The 17,062-nt window shown below is 47.8% G+C and carries 17 protein-coding genes and 1 other annotated feature (1 of these 18 only partly in view); all 17 genes read left to right on the forward strand.

The window, feature by feature from the left end; translation table 11 throughout:
- The first annotated feature begins 15 nt into the window (after positions 1-15).
- The 17 genes from bshC (at position 16) to KNO91_RS02090 (ending at position 17,025) form a co-directional block, all read left to right on the forward strand.
- Positions 16-1,572: a bacillithiol biosynthesis cysteine-adding enzyme BshC gene (gene bshC, locus KNO91_RS02010; RefSeq protein WP_371816626.1), complete on the forward strand. Its 1,557-nt coding sequence runs from the start codon at positions 16-18 to the stop codon at positions 1,570-1,572.
- A gap of 159 nt (positions 1,573-1,731) precedes the next feature.
- Entirely contained in the window at positions 1,732-2,664 is a 933-nt protein-coding gene (gene rsmH, locus KNO91_RS02015) for a 16S rRNA (cytosine(1402)-N(4))-methyltransferase RsmH (protein ID WP_214789018.1), read from the forward strand.
- Between the two features lie 23 nt (positions 2,665-2,687).
- A complete protein-coding gene (gene ftsL, locus KNO91_RS02020; protein ID WP_214691757.1) occupies positions 2,688-3,050 on the forward strand; it encodes a cell division protein FtsL in 363 nt (120 codons plus the stop codon).
- Positions 3,050-5,197, forward strand: coding sequence for a penicillin-binding protein (locus KNO91_RS02025; RefSeq protein WP_214815855.1), 2,148 nt, complete (start codon positions 3,050-3,052; stop codon positions 5,195-5,197). The genes ftsL and KNO91_RS02025 overlap by 1 nt, the downstream gene beginning before the upstream one ends.
- Positions 5,198-5,254: 57 nt before the next feature.
- Positions 5,255-6,559, forward strand: a complete 1,305-nt coding sequence (locus tag KNO91_RS02030) for a UDP-N-acetylmuramoyl-tripeptide--D-alanyl-D-alanine ligase (protein WP_214789012.1) — start codon at positions 5,255-5,257, stop codon at positions 6,557-6,559.
- A gap of 21 nt (positions 6,560-6,580) precedes the next feature.
- Entirely contained in the window at positions 6,581-7,540 is a 960-nt protein-coding gene (gene mraY, locus KNO91_RS02035; protein WP_214794185.1) for a phospho-N-acetylmuramoyl-pentapeptide-transferase, read from the forward strand.
- A 13-nt stretch (positions 7,541-7,553) separates the two neighbouring features.
- Entirely contained in the window at positions 7,554-8,891 is a 1,338-nt protein-coding gene (gene murD, locus KNO91_RS02040) for a UDP-N-acetylmuramoyl-L-alanine--D-glutamate ligase (RefSeq protein WP_214815858.1), read from the forward strand.
- A complete protein-coding gene (murG, locus tag KNO91_RS02045) occupies positions 8,888-9,964 on the forward strand; it encodes an undecaprenyldiphospho-muramoylpentapeptide beta-N-acetylglucosaminyltransferase (protein ID WP_214789004.1) in 1,077 nt (358 codons plus the stop codon). Before murD ends, murG begins: the two co-directional genes overlap by 4 nt.
- A 14-nt stretch (positions 9,965-9,978) precedes the next feature.
- The gene (locus KNO91_RS02050; RefSeq protein WP_214815861.1) at positions 9,979-10,749 is read left to right on the forward strand and encodes a cell division protein FtsQ/DivIB; all 771 of its coding nucleotides are present in this window, start codon (positions 9,979-9,981) and stop codon (positions 10,747-10,749) included.
- 228 nt (positions 10,750-10,977) lie between these two features.
- The gene (gene ftsA / locus KNO91_RS02055; RefSeq protein ID WP_214788998.1) at positions 10,978-12,264 is read left to right on the forward strand and encodes a cell division protein FtsA; all 1,287 of its coding nucleotides are present in this window, start codon (positions 10,978-10,980) and stop codon (positions 12,262-12,264) included.
- Positions 12,265-12,310: 46 nt separating this feature from the next.
- Positions 12,311-13,453, forward strand: a complete 1,143-nt coding sequence (ftsZ, locus tag KNO91_RS02060) for a cell division protein FtsZ (RefSeq protein WP_214691765.1) — start codon at positions 12,311-12,313, stop codon at positions 13,451-13,453.
- A gap of 50 nt (positions 13,454-13,503) precedes the next feature.
- On the forward strand, positions 13,504-14,265 hold the full coding sequence (pgeF, locus tag KNO91_RS02065) for a peptidoglycan editing factor PgeF (protein ID WP_214794177.1): 762 nt from the start codon (positions 13,504-13,506) through the stop codon (positions 14,263-14,265).
- Positions 14,262-14,915 carry a YggS family pyridoxal phosphate-dependent enzyme gene (locus KNO91_RS02070; RefSeq protein ID WP_214815864.1) on the forward strand — a complete coding sequence of 218 codons (654 nt, stop codon included), beginning with the start codon at positions 14,262-14,264 and terminating at the stop codon, positions 14,913-14,915. Before pgeF ends, KNO91_RS02070 begins: the two co-directional genes overlap by 4 nt.
- A 23-nt stretch (positions 14,916-14,938) precedes the next feature.
- Positions 14,939-15,409, forward strand: a complete 471-nt coding sequence (locus KNO91_RS02075; protein WP_214788989.1) for a cell division protein SepF — start codon at positions 14,939-14,941, stop codon at positions 15,407-15,409.
- A 4-nt stretch (positions 15,410-15,413) separates the two neighbouring features.
- Positions 15,414-15,683, forward strand: coding sequence for a YggT family protein (locus KNO91_RS02080; protein ID WP_074034873.1), 270 nt, complete (start codon positions 15,414-15,416; stop codon positions 15,681-15,683).
- Positions 15,684-15,686: 3 nt separating this feature from the next.
- Positions 15,687-16,457: a YlmH family RNA-binding protein gene (locus KNO91_RS02085; protein WP_214794173.1), complete on the forward strand. Its 771-nt coding sequence runs from the start codon at positions 15,687-15,689 to the stop codon at positions 16,455-16,457.
- A 19-nt stretch (positions 16,458-16,476) separates the two neighbouring features.
- The gene (locus tag KNO91_RS02090) at positions 16,477-17,025 is read left to right on the forward strand and encodes a DivIVA domain-containing protein (RefSeq protein WP_074034869.1); all 549 of its coding nucleotides are present in this window, start codon (positions 16,477-16,479) and stop codon (positions 17,023-17,025) included.
- A gap of 3 nt (positions 17,026-17,028) precedes the next feature.
- Positions 17,029-17,062 (forward strand) — a binding site (T-box leader); it runs 186 nt beyond the window's last position.

Below are 17,062 nucleotides of genomic sequence, written 5' to 3' on the forward strand. Positions count from 1 at the left end.
AGGAAGTTGTTATACGTGAAGGTAGAAGCATTTGATGCCCTATATGCACCCACATCTCCGATGATCCAAGTCGAGCAAGGGTATGGACGTTGGCTCGATTATCGAGGCATGGATGAGGTCGAGGAGCGTGCAAGAGAAATTGCAGGACGTTCGTACGACCATCTGCATGAGCTCGTCCAAATTTTAAAACAGCAACAACGGCAGTTCGGGGAACTATCGGAACGTTTATCAGCGAATCTCGATTTACTCGAACAACGGGAAGCATATGTCATGGTGACCGGGCAACAAGTCGGTGTGTACGGTGGACCCTTGTTCGCTGTATATAAATTGTTGGCGGTCATCAAACGAGCGAAAGAAGCGGAAGCGAAGCTCGGTAAACCCGTCCTTCCGATTTTCTGGATGGCGACGGAAGATCATGACTTCGCGGAAATCAATCACGTCTTCACGACACAGACGTTTTCGAGAACTTTAAAGAAAGACGCCTTGTCGACGCTTCCGCTAGCAGGGAAAGCATCTGTCGGGGAGCTCGAATTCGATCGCGTGAAGCTCGAGCTTGTGCAAATGGCGCAGCGGTTGCTGTTGAATGAGACGGAGACACCGCATACATCACGTCTGTACCATGCGTTGATCGAACTCATACAAGGGAGTCATTCGTTCGCTCAGTTTTTCGGAGGGATGATGCGTCGTTTCGTAGGGAACGACTTCTTATTATTTGATCCGCACGCAAAAGACGTACGCGCGCTTGAACGCCCGATGTTCCGTCGGCTCATCGAGCAACATGATGCATTGCATCTAGCCCTTGAGGACGCTTTTGAAGACGGAATGCCGGCAGTCGAGTTAAACAAAGAGGCGGCGCATCTGTTTTATCATGACGGCACACGTGAGTTGCTCACCAAAACTGACGGGGTGTACACGACGAAACGTGGTCATCGATTCACGGAAACCGAATTGCTCCGTGAAATTGAGGCACACCCCGAACGCTTTTCGAATAACGTGGTCTCCAGGCCGCTCATGCAAGACTATTTATTCCCTACGCTCGGCTATGTAGCGGGTCCTGGGGAAATCGCCTATTGGCTACAACTCCGTCCGTTATTCCACGAACTCGGATGGAAGATGCCGCTACTGTTACCACGTCTCGGTGGTTTGATCGTCTCGAGTAACGACGAAAAGAAATTAAGACAAGAGAGCGTCACGCTAGAGGAATATATGAAACGGCCGTTACCTGACCATCCGTTTGATGATGAGGCGTTTGAAGCGAAGTTGTACGCGTATCGGACACTCACGGAGGCGGTTAGTCAGGAAGCTCGCAGCCACGGAAGACGATTTGAATCGAAGTCGAGACACGTTCTCGAACGTTTGGCAGATGAGATGCGTGCCGAGGCGAAACGTGATCAATATCGATTGAACGCGCGCCGTATTCATCTTTCGACTCGACTATTCCCGATGGATGCACCTCAAGAGCGTATTTTATCGATGGTTCCGATGTTGAATCGTCATGGATTAGACATCTTCGAGCGGATGAAACACGCATATGAGCAATCGGATACAGAACGATGTTTGTTCAAGGTATAACCTTTTTTTGAACAGCTCTTGACATTTGTCAGGAGCTTTTTTTTGTTGTTACCTTTTTGTTTCCTCTTTTCGCTAAAAACCTGTACGGACCTTGACATTTTTATGATAAAGTAAGTGTAATAAAACAGTTGAAATTTGTAGGTTGAGAGGGTTTTTTGAATGTTTGAGCATGAAACGGTTTTAAAAATGGAGTCCATTGAGGGATTGAACATCAAGCCAGATGGGGTATATGTGGACTGTACGTTAGGTGGAGCGGGTCATAGTGAAGAAATCGCAAAGCGTCTAACGACGGGCCAACTATATGCGTTCGACCAAGATGACGTCGCACTCGCTCATGCGAAAGAGCGATTGGCTCCTTATGAAGGCCGTGTGACGTTTATAAAGAGCAACTTCGTTCACTTGAAAGAAGAACTCGCACAACATGGCGTGACAAAAGTGGACGGCGTCCTATTCGACTTAGGCGTTTCTTCGCCACAGCTTGATGAGGCGGAGCGTGGATTCAGTTATAACTACGACGCACCGCTTGATATGAGAATGGACCGCTCGCGAGAGTTTTCAGCCTATCATGTTGTGAATGAATGGTCGTTTGGCGAACTTGCTCGTATTTTCTTTACATACGGGGAGGAAAAGTTTTCGAAACAAATCGCACGAAAGATTGAGCAAGCGCGTGCCGATAAACCGATTGAGACGACGTTTGAGCTTGTCGACTTGATTAAAGAAGCGATTCCTGCACCAGCAAGACGAAAAGGTGGTCATCCAGCGAAGAGAACGTTCCAAGCGATTCGAATCGCCGTCAATGACGAGTTGAACGTATTCGACCGGGCAGTTCAAGATGCGATTGACTTACTCGCATTAAACGGACGCATCTGTGTCATTACGTTCCATTCGTTAGAAGATCGCATTTGTAAACAAGTGTTTAAAGAACGGAGCCAACACCCGCCGTTACCGCCAGGATTGCCAGTCATCCCGAAAGAGTTCGAACCTGAACTCAAGTTGATCACGCGCAAACCGATTGTGGCGAGCGAGGGAGAACTCGAAGATAACCGTCGTTCACGCTCGGCAAAACTGAGAGTGGCCGAAAAACAAAAATAATCACTTTGTAGGAGGGATACCTGATGCCAGAAGCTGCCCGTAAGGCGTTGCAGCCTCAAGTTACACCGAATCGAAATCCGATTCCGCAAGAACGACCAATACCTGCTCCAAAACGACGCACGTTGACCTTGTTTGAATCGATCCTGTATCCAGTGATGATTGGTTCAGTGGTCATGTTCGGTGGCATCACGGTGTCAAAACACAACGAAGCGTATAACATTATGCGTGACACGGCAGCCGTCAACCAGCAGGTGAATGGGGTTGCAAAAGAAAACGAAGAACTGAAGTATGAAATCGCCCAACTAAGCTCGCCAGAAAGAATTTACGCGATTGCCGAGAAACTCGGAATGAAATTCAATGAGAAGAACGTCAAGGTGATTGATTGATGAATTCTCTACAACAGAGTAAAAAAAGAGTGGCGTGGGTAGCGATTGTCTGCTTCACCCCACTCTTTTTATTTTTTGTCGGATGGTTTCTTTACTTGTCGGTCACGCATACATATAAAGGCGAGAATATGTTGGCGTTCGCTGAGGAACAGCGATGGAAGGCAGTCAGTACGTTAGAGGCCGAACGAGGCGAGGTATACGACCGTTTCGGTCAACCGATCGCCATCAACATTCCATCGTATCGACTCGTCGCCGTGTTAAAACTTGGCGGTGAGCGGGTCGATGGGAAGACGCTCATGCCTAATGAGTTTGAAGAAGCAGCGAAACAACTTGCGACCGTTCTTCCGATGGCAGAAGCCGACATCTTGAAACGACTCGAACAAAATGTCGACCGTGGTCAAATCGAGTTTGGCGTTCCCGGTCGCGATTTGACCGTTGAACAAAAAGAAGAAATCGAAGCGTTCGAACTCCCAGGAATCACGTTCGTCGAGGAGCCGAAGCGTTATTACCCGAATAAAGTATTCGCATCTTCCGTCATCGGTTATGCGCAAAAGATTGACCAAAACGGTCGCATCGAGCTCGTCGGTGAACTTGGTATCGAAAAGTCGCTTAACGACATTTTAAGTGAGTCGTACGGCTTGTATCGATTTGAAAAAGATTTGGCCGGCCGTGAGCTCGTCTCGAGTGACGAACAATTAAAAATCGAGCCGGAAGACGGGGCCGACGTACAATTGACGATCGACCACCGGATTCAACAGCTACTCGAGGCGAAGATGAATGAGCTGTATGAGGAATATGAACCGAAGAACGCGACGGCCATCATCATGGACCCGAAAACAGGTGAGATCATCGCCTTATCGGACCGTCCTTCATTCGACCCGAACACGCGTGAAATTTCTTCATATAGTAACTTCTCGGTCTCGTCACGCTTTGAGCCAGGGTCGACGATGAAAATTTTCACATTAGCGGCCGCAATCAACGAAGGTGTGTACAACCCGAACGAGCTGTATAAGTCAGGCTCGTACAAATACGGCAAGACGGTATTCAATGATTACAACATTACCGGATGGGGTACCATTCCTATGGTAGAAGGCGTTTGGCACTCATCGAACGTTGCGTTCTCAATTTTAGCGAACGAACGCCTCGGTCTCAGCCGTTATGAAGATTACTTTAAAGCGTTCAAGTTCGATCAACGGACTGGTATCGATTTACCGGGCGAGGTAAACAGCCAATTCGACTTCGAGAGTCCGATGAACGTCTTGATCACGGCTTGGGGACAATCGACCGCGGTGACGCCGATGCAAATCTTACAGGCGACATCTGCGATTGCGACCGATGGCACGATGAAGCAACCGCATGTCATTAAGAAGATTGTCAACAGTGAAACCGGTGAGACGATTCGGACGACGAATCCGAAAGAGGTCGGCCAACCGATCACCGCTGAGACCGCGAAAAAGACGCGTGAAGCGCTTGACGGTGTCGTCAACAGTGATGTAGGGACTGGGCAATTGTACGCGTTAGACAACTATCAAGTGGTCGGAAAGACCGGTACCGCGCAAATCGCTGAGAACGGGAAGTATTTGAGTGGACAATACATTCACTCATTCGTCGGGATGGCACCAGAAGACGACCCCGAACTCGTCATGTATATCGCTGTCGATCGACCGAACAGTGACTCGTCGACAACCGGACCACGCATCATGGCGCCACTCTTTAAAGATGTGATGGATGTCGCGTTACGTTACCGGAGTGTCGAGCCTGAAAAGCAAGAAAAAGCGGTCGAGGCCTCGACAAAGACAACGTCATCTTATATCGGTAATAACCGTGAGGATGCCGTAAAAGAGGCGACTGACAGTTCGTTCAACCCGATCGTTTTAGGTGACGGGGATGAAGTGACGGCACAGAGCCCTGTAAAAGGACAATCTTACGTCGTCGGTGAACGACTGTTGCTAAAAACGAGTAATTCGTTTACGATGCCAACATTAAAAGGGTGGTCGTTACGTGATGTGAAACGCTTGGCGACGCTTTATCAATTAAATTTAGAAATCGATGGTACCGGATTTGTCACATCGCAATCGATTGGCAAAGGGAAACCTGTCAAGACCGGCGCCTCCTTGAAAGTGAAATTGGAGACACCATCGAATTAACGCACGAGATGAAGAGGGCTGCGGCTCTCTTTTCCTATGTATGAGGAGGAAGTTTGAATGGAACAACTGACAGTTCAAAAATTAGCGTCATGGTTTGGAATTGAAGTGGATGACGAGCGTCTCGTCGAACGTGTCGCCACGGATTCTAGAGATGCAAATGAGGCCGGGCTATTCGTGCCGATCGTCGGGGCACGTGTTGACGGTCATGACTACATCGAAGCAGCAATCGAGAAAGGGGCCATCGTGACGTTCTGGGAAGAAGGTCGCCCTCAACCGGACAATGTGTTCGTCATTCCGGTCAAGTCGACGGTCGAAGCTTTGCAAACCGCCGCTGCCCGCTATTTAGAGGAAATCCATCCGCTTGTGGTTGCCATTACCGGTTCGAACGGAAAAACGTCTACCAAAGACATGATCGCCGTCGTACTAGAAGAAAAATTCAAGACGCATAAGACGGCTGGCAACTTTAATTCAGATGTCGGTCTACCGCTTACCGTCCTCAGAATGCCGCGCGATACGGAAGTGGCCGTATTAGAAATGGGCATGAACGGATTCGGTCAAATCGAGCAATTATCGAAGCTTGCCAAACCGGACGTGGCGTTTGTGACGAACATCGGTGAATCTCATGGAGAACAAGTCGGTGGGCGTTCCGGTATCGCGAAAGCGAAACTTGAAATCAAGGCTGGTCTGAAACCGGACGGACGATTGATCGTCGATGCAGACGAGCCGCTCCTTGACGGTCAAGGCTATCGAGTCGGATACGATGAGACGGCTGACGGGAAAATCGAAGTGGTCGAGACGACGTTCGAAGCATCCATCTTTAAATATAACGGTGACTTATATGAGTTGAAGGTACTCGGTGCCCATCAAATCCGAAACGCAGCTTATGCGATTGCATGCGGTCTCGAGTTCGGACTCGATCATGCGATGATTCAACGTGGTCTTGATCGAATCAAATTGACGACGATGCGAATGGAGAAGCAGATGTTCGGTGAAGCACATCTCATCAACGACGCTTACAATGCAAGTCCGACATCGATGATCGCAGCGATTGAGACGATCAAATCACTCGAAGGGTTCAAAAAGCGCGTGCTCGTGCTTGGAGATATGTATGAGCTTGGAACGGATGAACAAATGCAACATACACAAGTGGGGGCTGTCGTGACGTCTCCGGTGACGGATTGTATTCTCGTCGGCGAAAAAGCAAAATGGATTGCGGATGGGATTCAAGATACGCGCGTGAACGTCACGCTTGTCCCGAATGTTGAGGAAGCGAAGGCACTCCTTCATCGTTATCAACGACCGGATACTGTGGTATTGTTAAAGGCATCTCGAGGACTGGCGCTTGAGCGTCTCGTTCAATAAATAGAGTAGTGAGGTAGCAACATGTTAATTAGTTTAATCGTATTGATCAGTGCATTATTAAGTGTCTTAATCGTCATGCCGCGAGCCATTCCGGCATTGCGTCAATTGAAATTTGGACAAGAGATTCGTGACGAAGGTCCGGGTTGGCACCAGAAGAAATCAGGTACGCCGACGATGGGCGGAATCGTCATCTTGCTCGCCATTTTAGTTGGCTTTATCGTCTCCGTCATCTTCGGGGAAGCAGTCGCCGGATTCGGGACACTTCTATTCGTGACGATGGCGTTCGGGGTAATCGGATTTTTAGATGATTACATCAAAGTCGTCAATAAACGAAACCTTGGCTTGACGTCTCTACAGAAGTTGATTGGTCAAATCGTCGTCTCCGTCTTGTTCGCCTGGTTCTTGTCTCTTGGTGGGGAACTCGATACATCGATTTCGATTCCGTTCACATCCGTTTCATTTGATACAGGATGGTTCTATATCGCCATCGTCATTTTCTGGCTCGTCGGATTCTCAAATGCCGTCAACTTGACGGACGGTCTAGATGGTCTCGTCTCATTCTCAGCCATTCCGACGTTCACGTTCTTTGGTATTTATGCGCTCGCACAAGATGAGCTCGGGATTGCCTGGTTCGCATTCGCCGTTGTCGGTGCTTTGATTGGGTTCCTCGTCTTTAACAAATATCCGGCTAAGATTTTCATGGGCGATACAGGCTCTCTCGCGTTAGGCGGGGCTGTCGCTGGACTCGCACTCATGTTGAAGCTTGAGTTGCTTCTCGTTTTTGTCGGAATCATTTTTGTCATCGAGACATTGAGTGTCATCTTACAAGTCCTTTCGTTCAAAACGACAGGGAAGCGTATCTTTAAAATGAGTCCGATTCATCACCATTTCGAAATGGTTGGATGGTCGGAATGGCGCATCGTCCTCACGTTCGGTGGCATCAGTTTAATTACAGCAGGTTTATCATTACTACTCATGTAAAAGGGTGAGACAGATGGAAAAGCAATGGCACGGTAAAAAAGTTCTCGTCCTCGGTGCCGCTAAGAGCGGGATTGCAGCGGCGACGTATTTGCATCATGCGGGAGCGGATGTGACGATTAATACGGGTAACATTCCACCCGAAGACGAACAAGAAAAAATTCAAGCACTCGGGATAAAATCAGTGTTTAACGAACACCCAATCGGTTTATTGAGTGAAGCAGACCTGATTGTCAAAAATCCAGGGATCCCGTACCACATTCCGTTGCTTCAAGAAGCGATGTCGCGTGAGATTCCAATCTACACGGAAGTCGAGCTCGCTTATTTGGCAACGGAGGCAGAATTCGTCGCCATCACAGGGTCGAACGGGAAGACGACGACAACGACGCTCGTCTATGAGTTGCTCAAAGGCGGAGATCGTCCGGTTCATCTTGCGGGAAACATAGGATTCCCGGCAATCGAGGTCGCGACAGAAGCGAAGGCGGGCGAATTGATTGTCATTGAATTGTCGAGTTTTCAGTTGATGGGCGTCGAGTCGTTCCATCCGCGTTCGGCAGCATTGCTTAATCTATCAGAAGCCCATCTTGACTATCACGGTGATTTTGACGCATACGCAGACGCAAAAGGAAATCTGTTCCGCAAAATGACGTCTGACGACCAAGTCGTCGTTAAAGTGACAGACGCCGAAGTGATGAAACGTGTCCCGACTCAGCTCGAGCCAAGCACGTTCAGTTTTGAGCGAGGAGAAGCTTCCGTAGTGGATGGTTGGGTCACGGTGCGTGGTGAGCGAGTCATTCGCGTGAACGAATTGGCATTAGGTGGTGCCCATAACGTCGAGAACGTGCTCGCGGCGCTTCTGTTAGTCGAGCCGTTTGATCTTCCGAAAGCACACGTCGAGCGTGTGTTACGAAACTTTGGAGGCGTCGCGCATCGGACTGAAAGTTTAGGTGACGTCCTCGGACGTGCCGTCTACAATGATTCGAAGGCGACGAATAATGTCGCGGCGGAGGCAGCGTTACGAGGATTTGACGCTCCGATTGTGTGGCTCTGTGGAGGACTCGAACGGGGTGCGGACTTATCTTCGCTCGTACCGGCCCTTTCAAATGTGAAAGCGATCGTCGCATACGGTGAGACGAAAGAGCGTTTTAAAGCGCTCGGGGAGTCTCAACAAATCCCATCATTCACTGTCGAGACGTTAGCAGACGCCGTCCCACTCGCGTTTGAGCAATCTGAGGCGGGAGACGTCATTCTCTTATCTCCTGCTTGTGCAAGTTGGGATCAATTTAAGACGTTTGAAGAACGAGGCGAACAGTTTGTTCATTTCGTTCGCGCATATGAGGAGGCGAACCGATGAAAATCATGATTTCTGGTGGGGGTACCGGTGGTCATATTTATCCGGCCCTCGCATTGATCGAGACGTTACAAAAACGTCACCCTGATTTACAGGTACAATACGTTGGAACGGAGAATGGGTTAGAAGCCGATCTCGTCCCAAGAACAGGGGTCCCGTTTAAATCAATCCAAATCGCTGGGTTGAAGCGGTCTCTCTCACTCGAGAACTTGAAGACGGCATATTGGTTTTTGAAAGCGGTGCGTTCTCTTAAAAAAGATATGGCGGCGTTCAAACCGGATGTTGTCATCGGGACGGGCGGATTCGTGTCCGGACCAGTCGTTTATACGGCGCAACAGCTCGGTATCCCGACAATTTTACATGAACAAAACAGCATCCCGGGATTAACGAATAAGTTTTTATCGAAGAAAGCGGATCGGGTCGCCCTTTCCTTTAAAGGGTCCGATGTTCATTTCCCTGATGCGAACGTTCGTTTGATTGGGAACCCGCGTGGGAGTGAAGTGCTACAAACAAAAGTTGATGTAGCAGCTGTTCGTGAACAGTATAAGTTAGACGAACGACCAATCGTATTGATTTACGGAGGGAGCCGTGGCGCCGAAGCGATCAACCGTGCCGTCATAGAGGCCATCCCGGCGCTGTCAGACTTACCGATCAACGTACTTTACGTCACCGGGAAGGTCCATTATGAATCTGTGACGAAAGAAGCGCCAACTTCTGAAAATGTCCACATTCATCCGTACGTCTATGATATGCCATCCTTGCTTGCTTGTACGTCACTCGTCATCTCGCGTGCAGGAGCCTCGACGATTTCTGAATTGACCGCACTCGGGTTGCCAAGTGTTTTAATTCCGAGTCCATACGTGACGGCAGACCACCAGACGAAAAATGCCTCTGCTCTTGTCGAGAACGGAGCGGCTTTACTCGTAAAAGAAGAGTCGTTGACTGGTGAGACGCTCGTCGAAGCGATTCGTCAAGTGCTCGGTCGACAAGAGGAGATGGCGAACGCATCCCGTGCCCTCGGATTCCCAGACGCGTCGGATGCGCTAGCCGACCTAGTAGAAGAAGTCATTCGATAAAGGAGTAGAATCCGATGGAACCAAGCCAACAAACGGTACGCAGTCTAGAAGACCGTATTCCGTACATGAAAAAACAGCGACGGAAAAAAGCGAACCGTCGGATGTTCTCCGTGCTTTCCCTGTTTGGGATTCTCATCTTACTCGTGGTCTATATGCAAACTTCGATGTCGAACGTAAAAGAAGTGAACGTATCTGGACTTTACTGGTTAGATGAGACCTATGTGTTTCAAGACATGGAACTCGACACATCGACAAAATTTGTCAGTCTATCACCAAGTAAGATGAGTGCACAAATGGAAAAGTTGCCTGGTGTCAAACGGGTAGACATAGACCGATCTTGGTATAACGTGGTTCACGTCAATGTGACGGAAGAGAAGATGATTGCCTATGCTCGTGCGGAGACAGGAGATGTCGTCGTTTTAGCAGACGGCTCACTTCATCCGACAGGCACCATCACCGACCCTCAGAAGTTAAAAGACGGTCCACTGCTAAGAGAGTTCAATTCAGAAAAGGAACTCGAAAAGATTGCAAGTGAGTTGGAACAAGTCGATGATGCGACTCGGGCTCGTATGTCGGAAGTCATCTTGTCTAAGCAAAAAGGGGAGCCGACACGTTACGAGATCTTTATGAATGACGGAAATACGCTTCTCACCCCGACTTTGAAGTTAAGTGAGACCGTATCGAAATATGGAGAAATCTATGAAAACATCCCAAAAGGACAGCAAGGAACGGTCGTCATGGATGGTGGTTTTTACTTTGTTCCATATAAGAAAACGAATGAATAGTCAGTTATATTACAGTCCTTAGACACATAAGGGCTGTTTTTTTGTCGTTTGTAAACGAATTGATAACGCGAAACCGCTTAAATTGTAGGATTCTACCTTTTCTCACTATCTTATTTGTTGTAAACTTAGACGTGAGATATCTTGTCGAAACCAACAATTTTTTTGGATATCTGTCATATTTGTCATGTAATTTGTACAGGAAAATTATAGAGCGGAGGTGTTTCCCTTTTGGAAGCGAATGGTTATGTGGCCGCATTAGATATTGGAACGTCAGAGATTAAGCTCGTCGTCGGTGAATTGCTCGGCGGAACGCTTAATATTTTGGCAGAAGGGTGTGCACCGTCTGCAGGGGTGAAACGTGGTGCTGTCGTAGACATCGATAAAACAGTCCAAGCGATCAAACAGGCCGTTGAACACGCGGAGACATCGTTAGGTGATCAAATTCGATCTGTATACGTTGCCATCGAAGGGGAACATATCCAAATTGCCCCATGTCATGGAATCGCATCCGTGAAGCGGGAAGATCAGGAAATTACAGATGCAGACGTGATGGAAGTCATCAATTCAGCACAAGTGATGCGATTACCGGATGAGATGAGTGTCATCGATGTAATCCCATCATCATTCACGGTGGATCAACAAACGGGTGTCGTCGATCCTCGTGGCATGCTTGGTTATCGACTAGAAATGCATGGAAAGATGGTTACTGGATCGAAGACAATTTTACATAGTATTCGTCGTTCGATTGAACGTGCCGGATTACACCTCGAAGGATTTATTTTAGGAAACCTCGCGCTCGGCATGAGTGCAGCTTCTGTCGATGAGATTGATTTAGGAATCGGACTCGTCGATGTTGGTCACGAAAAGACGACGGTCTCGGTATTTTATCGTGGAGATCTCGTCTACTCGTATATCCTTCCAGTCGGTGGAGACCATATGACAAGAGACTTGGTCTATAAACTCAATTGTAAATATCAAGATGCCAAAGTGGCGAAAGAAGAATACGGTCTTGCACTCGAAGAAATGGCCGATGGAACAGAAGGTTTCTCCTACACGAACATCAATGGGGAAGTGGCGTTCGAACCACAGTCAGAAATTAGCTATGTTTTAGAGGCGAGAATAGAGGAAATGTTTACTCTTATGTTGAATAAGGTTCAAAAAGTAGGTGTTCCGATGCTGAATGGCGGATATTTACTTTGCGGTGGAGCTGCTGCTCTACCAGGTATTCAAGAGTTAGCGACTCGTATTATGGGCCAAAAGACGAGGTTGTATCAACCTTCATCGATTGGTGTGAGACATCCGAAGTACGCGACGGCAGTCGGTGTATTGAAATATGTCTTAATGAGTGATCATCACGTTTCAAAATCTCAACTCGAAAAACCGGAAGTTCGCTACGAAACGCTTAACACAAAGCAGGAACCGACCGATACTCATGTTGGAGAGAACGAATACGAGACCGATCAAGAGTCGAAAAAAGGTTTTAGTCGTTTGATGGAAAAATTATTTGGCGTTTAAGCTGACGTTGTAATACAACTTGGAAAATAAGTAGGGGGATACCTGAATGATGTACTTTGATGAGGCGATTGACGCCGTAGCAAAAATTAAAGTAATTGGAGTCGGAGGCGGCGGTTCAAACGCCGTTAACCGTATGATTGAACACGGGGTACAAGGAGTTGAGTTCATCGCCGTCAACACGGATGCTCAAGCCTTGAATATGTCGAAAGCTGATGTGAAGCTTCAACTTGGTGCCAAATTGACACGTGGTCTCGGTGCTGGTGCGAATCCTGATATCGGTAAAAAAGCGGCAGAAGAAAGTCGCGAACAATTGATTGAAGCGCTTGATGGAGCGGATATGGTCTTCGTCACAGCTGGTATGGGTGGCGGAACAGGAACTGGTGCTGCACCGGTCATCGCTGAGATTTCAAAAGAAATCGGAGCGCTCACAGTCGGCGTTGTCACAAAACCATTCATGTTCGAAGGCCGGAAACGGATGCAACATGCGCAACACGGGATTCAGGCATTTAAAGAAAAAGTAGATACTCTCATCGTGATTCCAAACGATAAACTTCTTGAAATCGTGGAACGCAACACGCCGATGATCGAAGCTTTCCGTGAAGCGGATAACGTACTTCGTCAAGGTGTGCAAGGGATTACCGACTTGATCGCTATCCCAGGTCTCATCAACCTTGACTTCGCTGACGTGAAGACGATCATGACGGAAAAAGGATCTGCACTTATGGGTGTAGGTGTCGCTACAGGTGAAAACCGTGCTGTTGAAGCAGCGAAGAAAGCCATCTCTTCACCACTTCTCGAATCTTCAATCGAAGGAGCGAAAGGTGTCTTGATGAACATTACAGGTGGGCTTAGCCTTAGCTTGTATGAAGTGACAGAAGCGGCTCAAATCGTTCAAAGTGCAGCGGATGAGGAAGTGAACTTGATCTTCGGTTCGGTCATCAACGAAAACTTGAACGATGAAATCATCGTCACCGTGATTGCAACTGAATTTGCTGAGGAAACACAAGGGGCGAACCCATTCCTTCAGCAGCCGAAAAAACAGCCTGAGGTTGAGAACAAGGAACCCCAACCAAAAGCAAATGAAGCGGCTCAACAAGACGAAGGGAACTTCCATCGCCCAGTGTATGGAGGAGACGTCCCAGACGAGACGATCAACATCCCTGCGTTTGTGAGACAACGCCGTAACTAAACAACAAGGGGTGCCGAATCGGCATCCCTTTTTCTAAAAAGGAGAATCCGATGCAACTGTTACATACATGGGAAACCGAAACGAATCGCTATCACGCTTACGTGACGACACGGACGAACGGACACAATGCCGGAAACGTCGGTCTTCACGTCGGTGATGACGTCGATCAGGTCGTTCAAAATCGTCAACGATTCTTTCAACAGGCAGAGCTTTCACTTGAAGATTCAGTTTGGGCCGACCAAGTACACGGTACAACGGTTCATCTCGTCGAGTCAGCTGACAAGGGAAAAGGCGCATTTCGATATGACGAGGCGATCCCGCAAACAGACGGACTCGTCACGAAAGAAGAAGCCATACCACTCGCGCTTGTCTTCGCTGACTGCGTACCTCTCTTTTTCTGCGCGAAAGACCATGGGGTCATCGGAGTTGCCCATGCGGGCTGGAAAGGGACGGTCGGGAATATCGTTGAGACTATGGTTCACGCATTTAACGAGCAAGGCATCGATGCAACGGAAGTGGAGATGCTCGTCGGTCCATCGATTTCTGGGGATGACTATGAAGTCGATCGTCGTGTGCTAGAAGCAGTTCGTGCCGTCTCACCGACCGCCTATGAACAAGCTGTTCGACAGGAGTCCGGTGATCACGCCCTGTTATCACTTCAAACCGTCAATGAAGTATTGGCTAAAGAACATGACGCGTCCGTCATGCAATCGAATTTACCGACTGGCGCAAATGCTCCATTTTTCTCATATCGAGATGGAGAAACGAAACGACGATTTGCGGCAGTCATCGTCAAGGAGCGTAAATTGTGAGTATTTCAGATAACGTAAAACAAGTTCAATCCATCATGGCAGCACACGTTCAACATGCAGAACCGACTTTGATTGCTGTCACGAAGTCGGTAGGCGTTGATGTCGCCAACGCCCTCTATGAAGAGGGGATTCGTGATTTTGGTGAGAATCGACCGGACTCTTTGCTTGAAAAAGTAAAACGGATGCCAGAAGATGCGAAGTTTCACTTCATCGGCACGTTACAGACGCGTAAGGTGAGACAAATCATCGATCACGTTGCCGCGATCCACTCGTTAGACCGTTTATCACTCGCTGCAGAGATTGATAAACGGGCGAACAAAACAATCGATTGTTTCGTTCAAGTGAACACGTCGGGAGAAGATTCAAAACATGGTCTCGAAATAGAGGAAGTTATGCCTTTCATCGAGAACTGTAAACAGTATCCTCATATTCGAATCATCGGGTTGATGACGATGGCACCGTTCACCGAAGAGGAGACAGTCGTTCGCGAGACGTTCAGCCGTTTACGTCAATTACGTGATGAAGTAACCGCAAAGGCGTTTGAACACGCACCTTGCACGGAACTGTCGATGGGGATGTCAAACGATTACCCGATCGCGATTGAAGAAGGCGCATCGTTTGTTCGTATTGGTACCGTACTTGTGCAATAATATATCTTAAGGAGGAATCCGTTATGTCAATCAAAAACAAAATGAAAGATTTCTTTGGACTTGAGGAAGATCCGAACAGCACATACGAAGAAGAAGAGTTTGCCGTCGCAAACACAACCACACCTTCTTCGACTGAAACATCGGTCGTGAGACAAGAAGATCGTCCGAAATCAGCAAATAATCTTGTGGCGTTAAATACGAAGAAGAAAGAACGTTCGAAAGTCGTATTGGCCGAACCACGTGTATTTGCTGAGGCGCAAGATATTAGCGACCAATTGAAAGAAAACCGTGCTGTCATCGTCAATCTTCAGCGCATGTCAAAAGAGCAATCACGTCAAGTCGTCAACTTCCTTTCCGGTGTCGTTTATGCACTAGAAGGATCGATGACTTCGATTGGACATAACACGATTCTGTGTACTCCGAACAATGTCGAATTGACTGGTTCAATCTCAAACTTGATTTCGGAGGATGAACTTCATAGTAAAGGGTGGTAACTGAATGGAAAACGTAATCCCTGCCTTAGGCAATACGTTGAGTACTTTGCTTGGTATCTATAGCTGGGTCCTCATCGGCTATATCTTATTATCATGGTTCCCGAATGCGCGTGAATCAATGTTCGGACAAATTTTATCGTTCTTATGTGAACCATTTTTAGCACCGTTCCGTCGAATCATCCCGCCAATCGGTGGCATGCTCGATATCTCTCCAATCGTCGCGTTGTTCGTGCTTCGGATGGCACAAGCCGGCATCGCTGCTATTTTCGGGTGATGTATGAGCGTTTATGATCATTATCGGCCAAGTGAACGGGCGTTCGTGGAGCAAGTGCTAGATTGGGTACAACAAGTCGAGGACAGCTACGTATTGAAGTTGACGGACTTTTTAGACCCTCGTGAACAGCAAATCGTCAAACAGCTTGTCGGTAAACAGCTCGTCATTCATGACGATGGCGGATTCGAAGGAGCAGAACGCCGTCGGTTGATTTTGGCGCCAGAGTACTATGAACTGAACGTTGATGATTTTGAAATCGAGATTCGTCGCATCGAATATCCGACAAAATTTGTTGACCTGACGCATCGGCAAGTGACTGGAACCTTACTCAACGCTGGACTGAAGCGTCAAAAGTTTGGGGATGTCGTCCTTGAAGATGAAATCGTCCAGTTTGCGACAACCCGTGAAGCGGTCGGATTTATCGAAATGAACTTGGAACGTGTCGGAAAAGCAAAAGTTCGCATTTCTGCTGTTGCGAAAGATGACATTCTCGTCGTTCCAGAAACAGAATGGGTCGAAGGGTTTGGGATTGTATCCTCGTTGCGATTTGATACCGTCGCGAGCGAGGTGCTTAACATATCACGTCAGAAAGCCCAAGCGCTTGTGAAACATGGTGACTGTAAAGTGAATCATAAAGCCATCGAAGATCCGAGCTTCATGCTTGAACCAGACGATCTTCTATCCGTTCGTGGATACGGTCGTATTAAGATGATGGAGATTCTTGGTTCGACCAAACGTGAAAAGATTAAAATCCAGTATGGGACCATACGTTAAATTTTAGGAGGAAAGTCGAATGGCGTTGACACCGATTGATATTCATAATAAAGAATTCTCTTCCCGTTTTCGTGGGTACGACATCGATGAGGTCAATGAATTTTTAGATCAAATCATTAAAGAGTTTGAACTATTGATTCGTGAGAATCGACGGTATGAAGAACTTGTCAACGATATGCAAGCTCGCATTGACTACTTCTCCTCGATGGAAGATACGTTGAACAAGTCGATTATCGTCGCGCAGGAAGCTGCGGAAGAAGTGAAGAACAATGCACAAAAAGAAGCGAGCCTGATTTTGAAACAAGCGGAACGTGAAGCGTACGCTCGTGAAGAAGAAGCAGCCCGTAAAGAGCAGCTCGCAGAACGTGAAGTCGTGCAAATGCTCAAAAAAGTGGAATTGTATCGGACGCGTTTCCGTGTCCTCGTCGATGCCCAGATGGAGCTCTTGAATAGCACGGAATGGGAAACGATTGTAGGAGAACCGCCTGTTCAGACGGTTCTTGACGATAGATCAGAACTTGCGTATAATGACCACGAAGTCACACAGAATGAAGAACAACATGGATAAATGATCAACACGTTGAGTAGGACGCGTCGATCGAGTC

The sequence above is a fragment of the Exiguobacterium sp. s59 genome (genome assembly GCF_018617475.1).
Taxonomy (GTDB): Bacteria; Bacillota; Bacilli; order Exiguobacteriales; family Exiguobacteriaceae; genus Exiguobacterium; species Exiguobacterium aestuarii.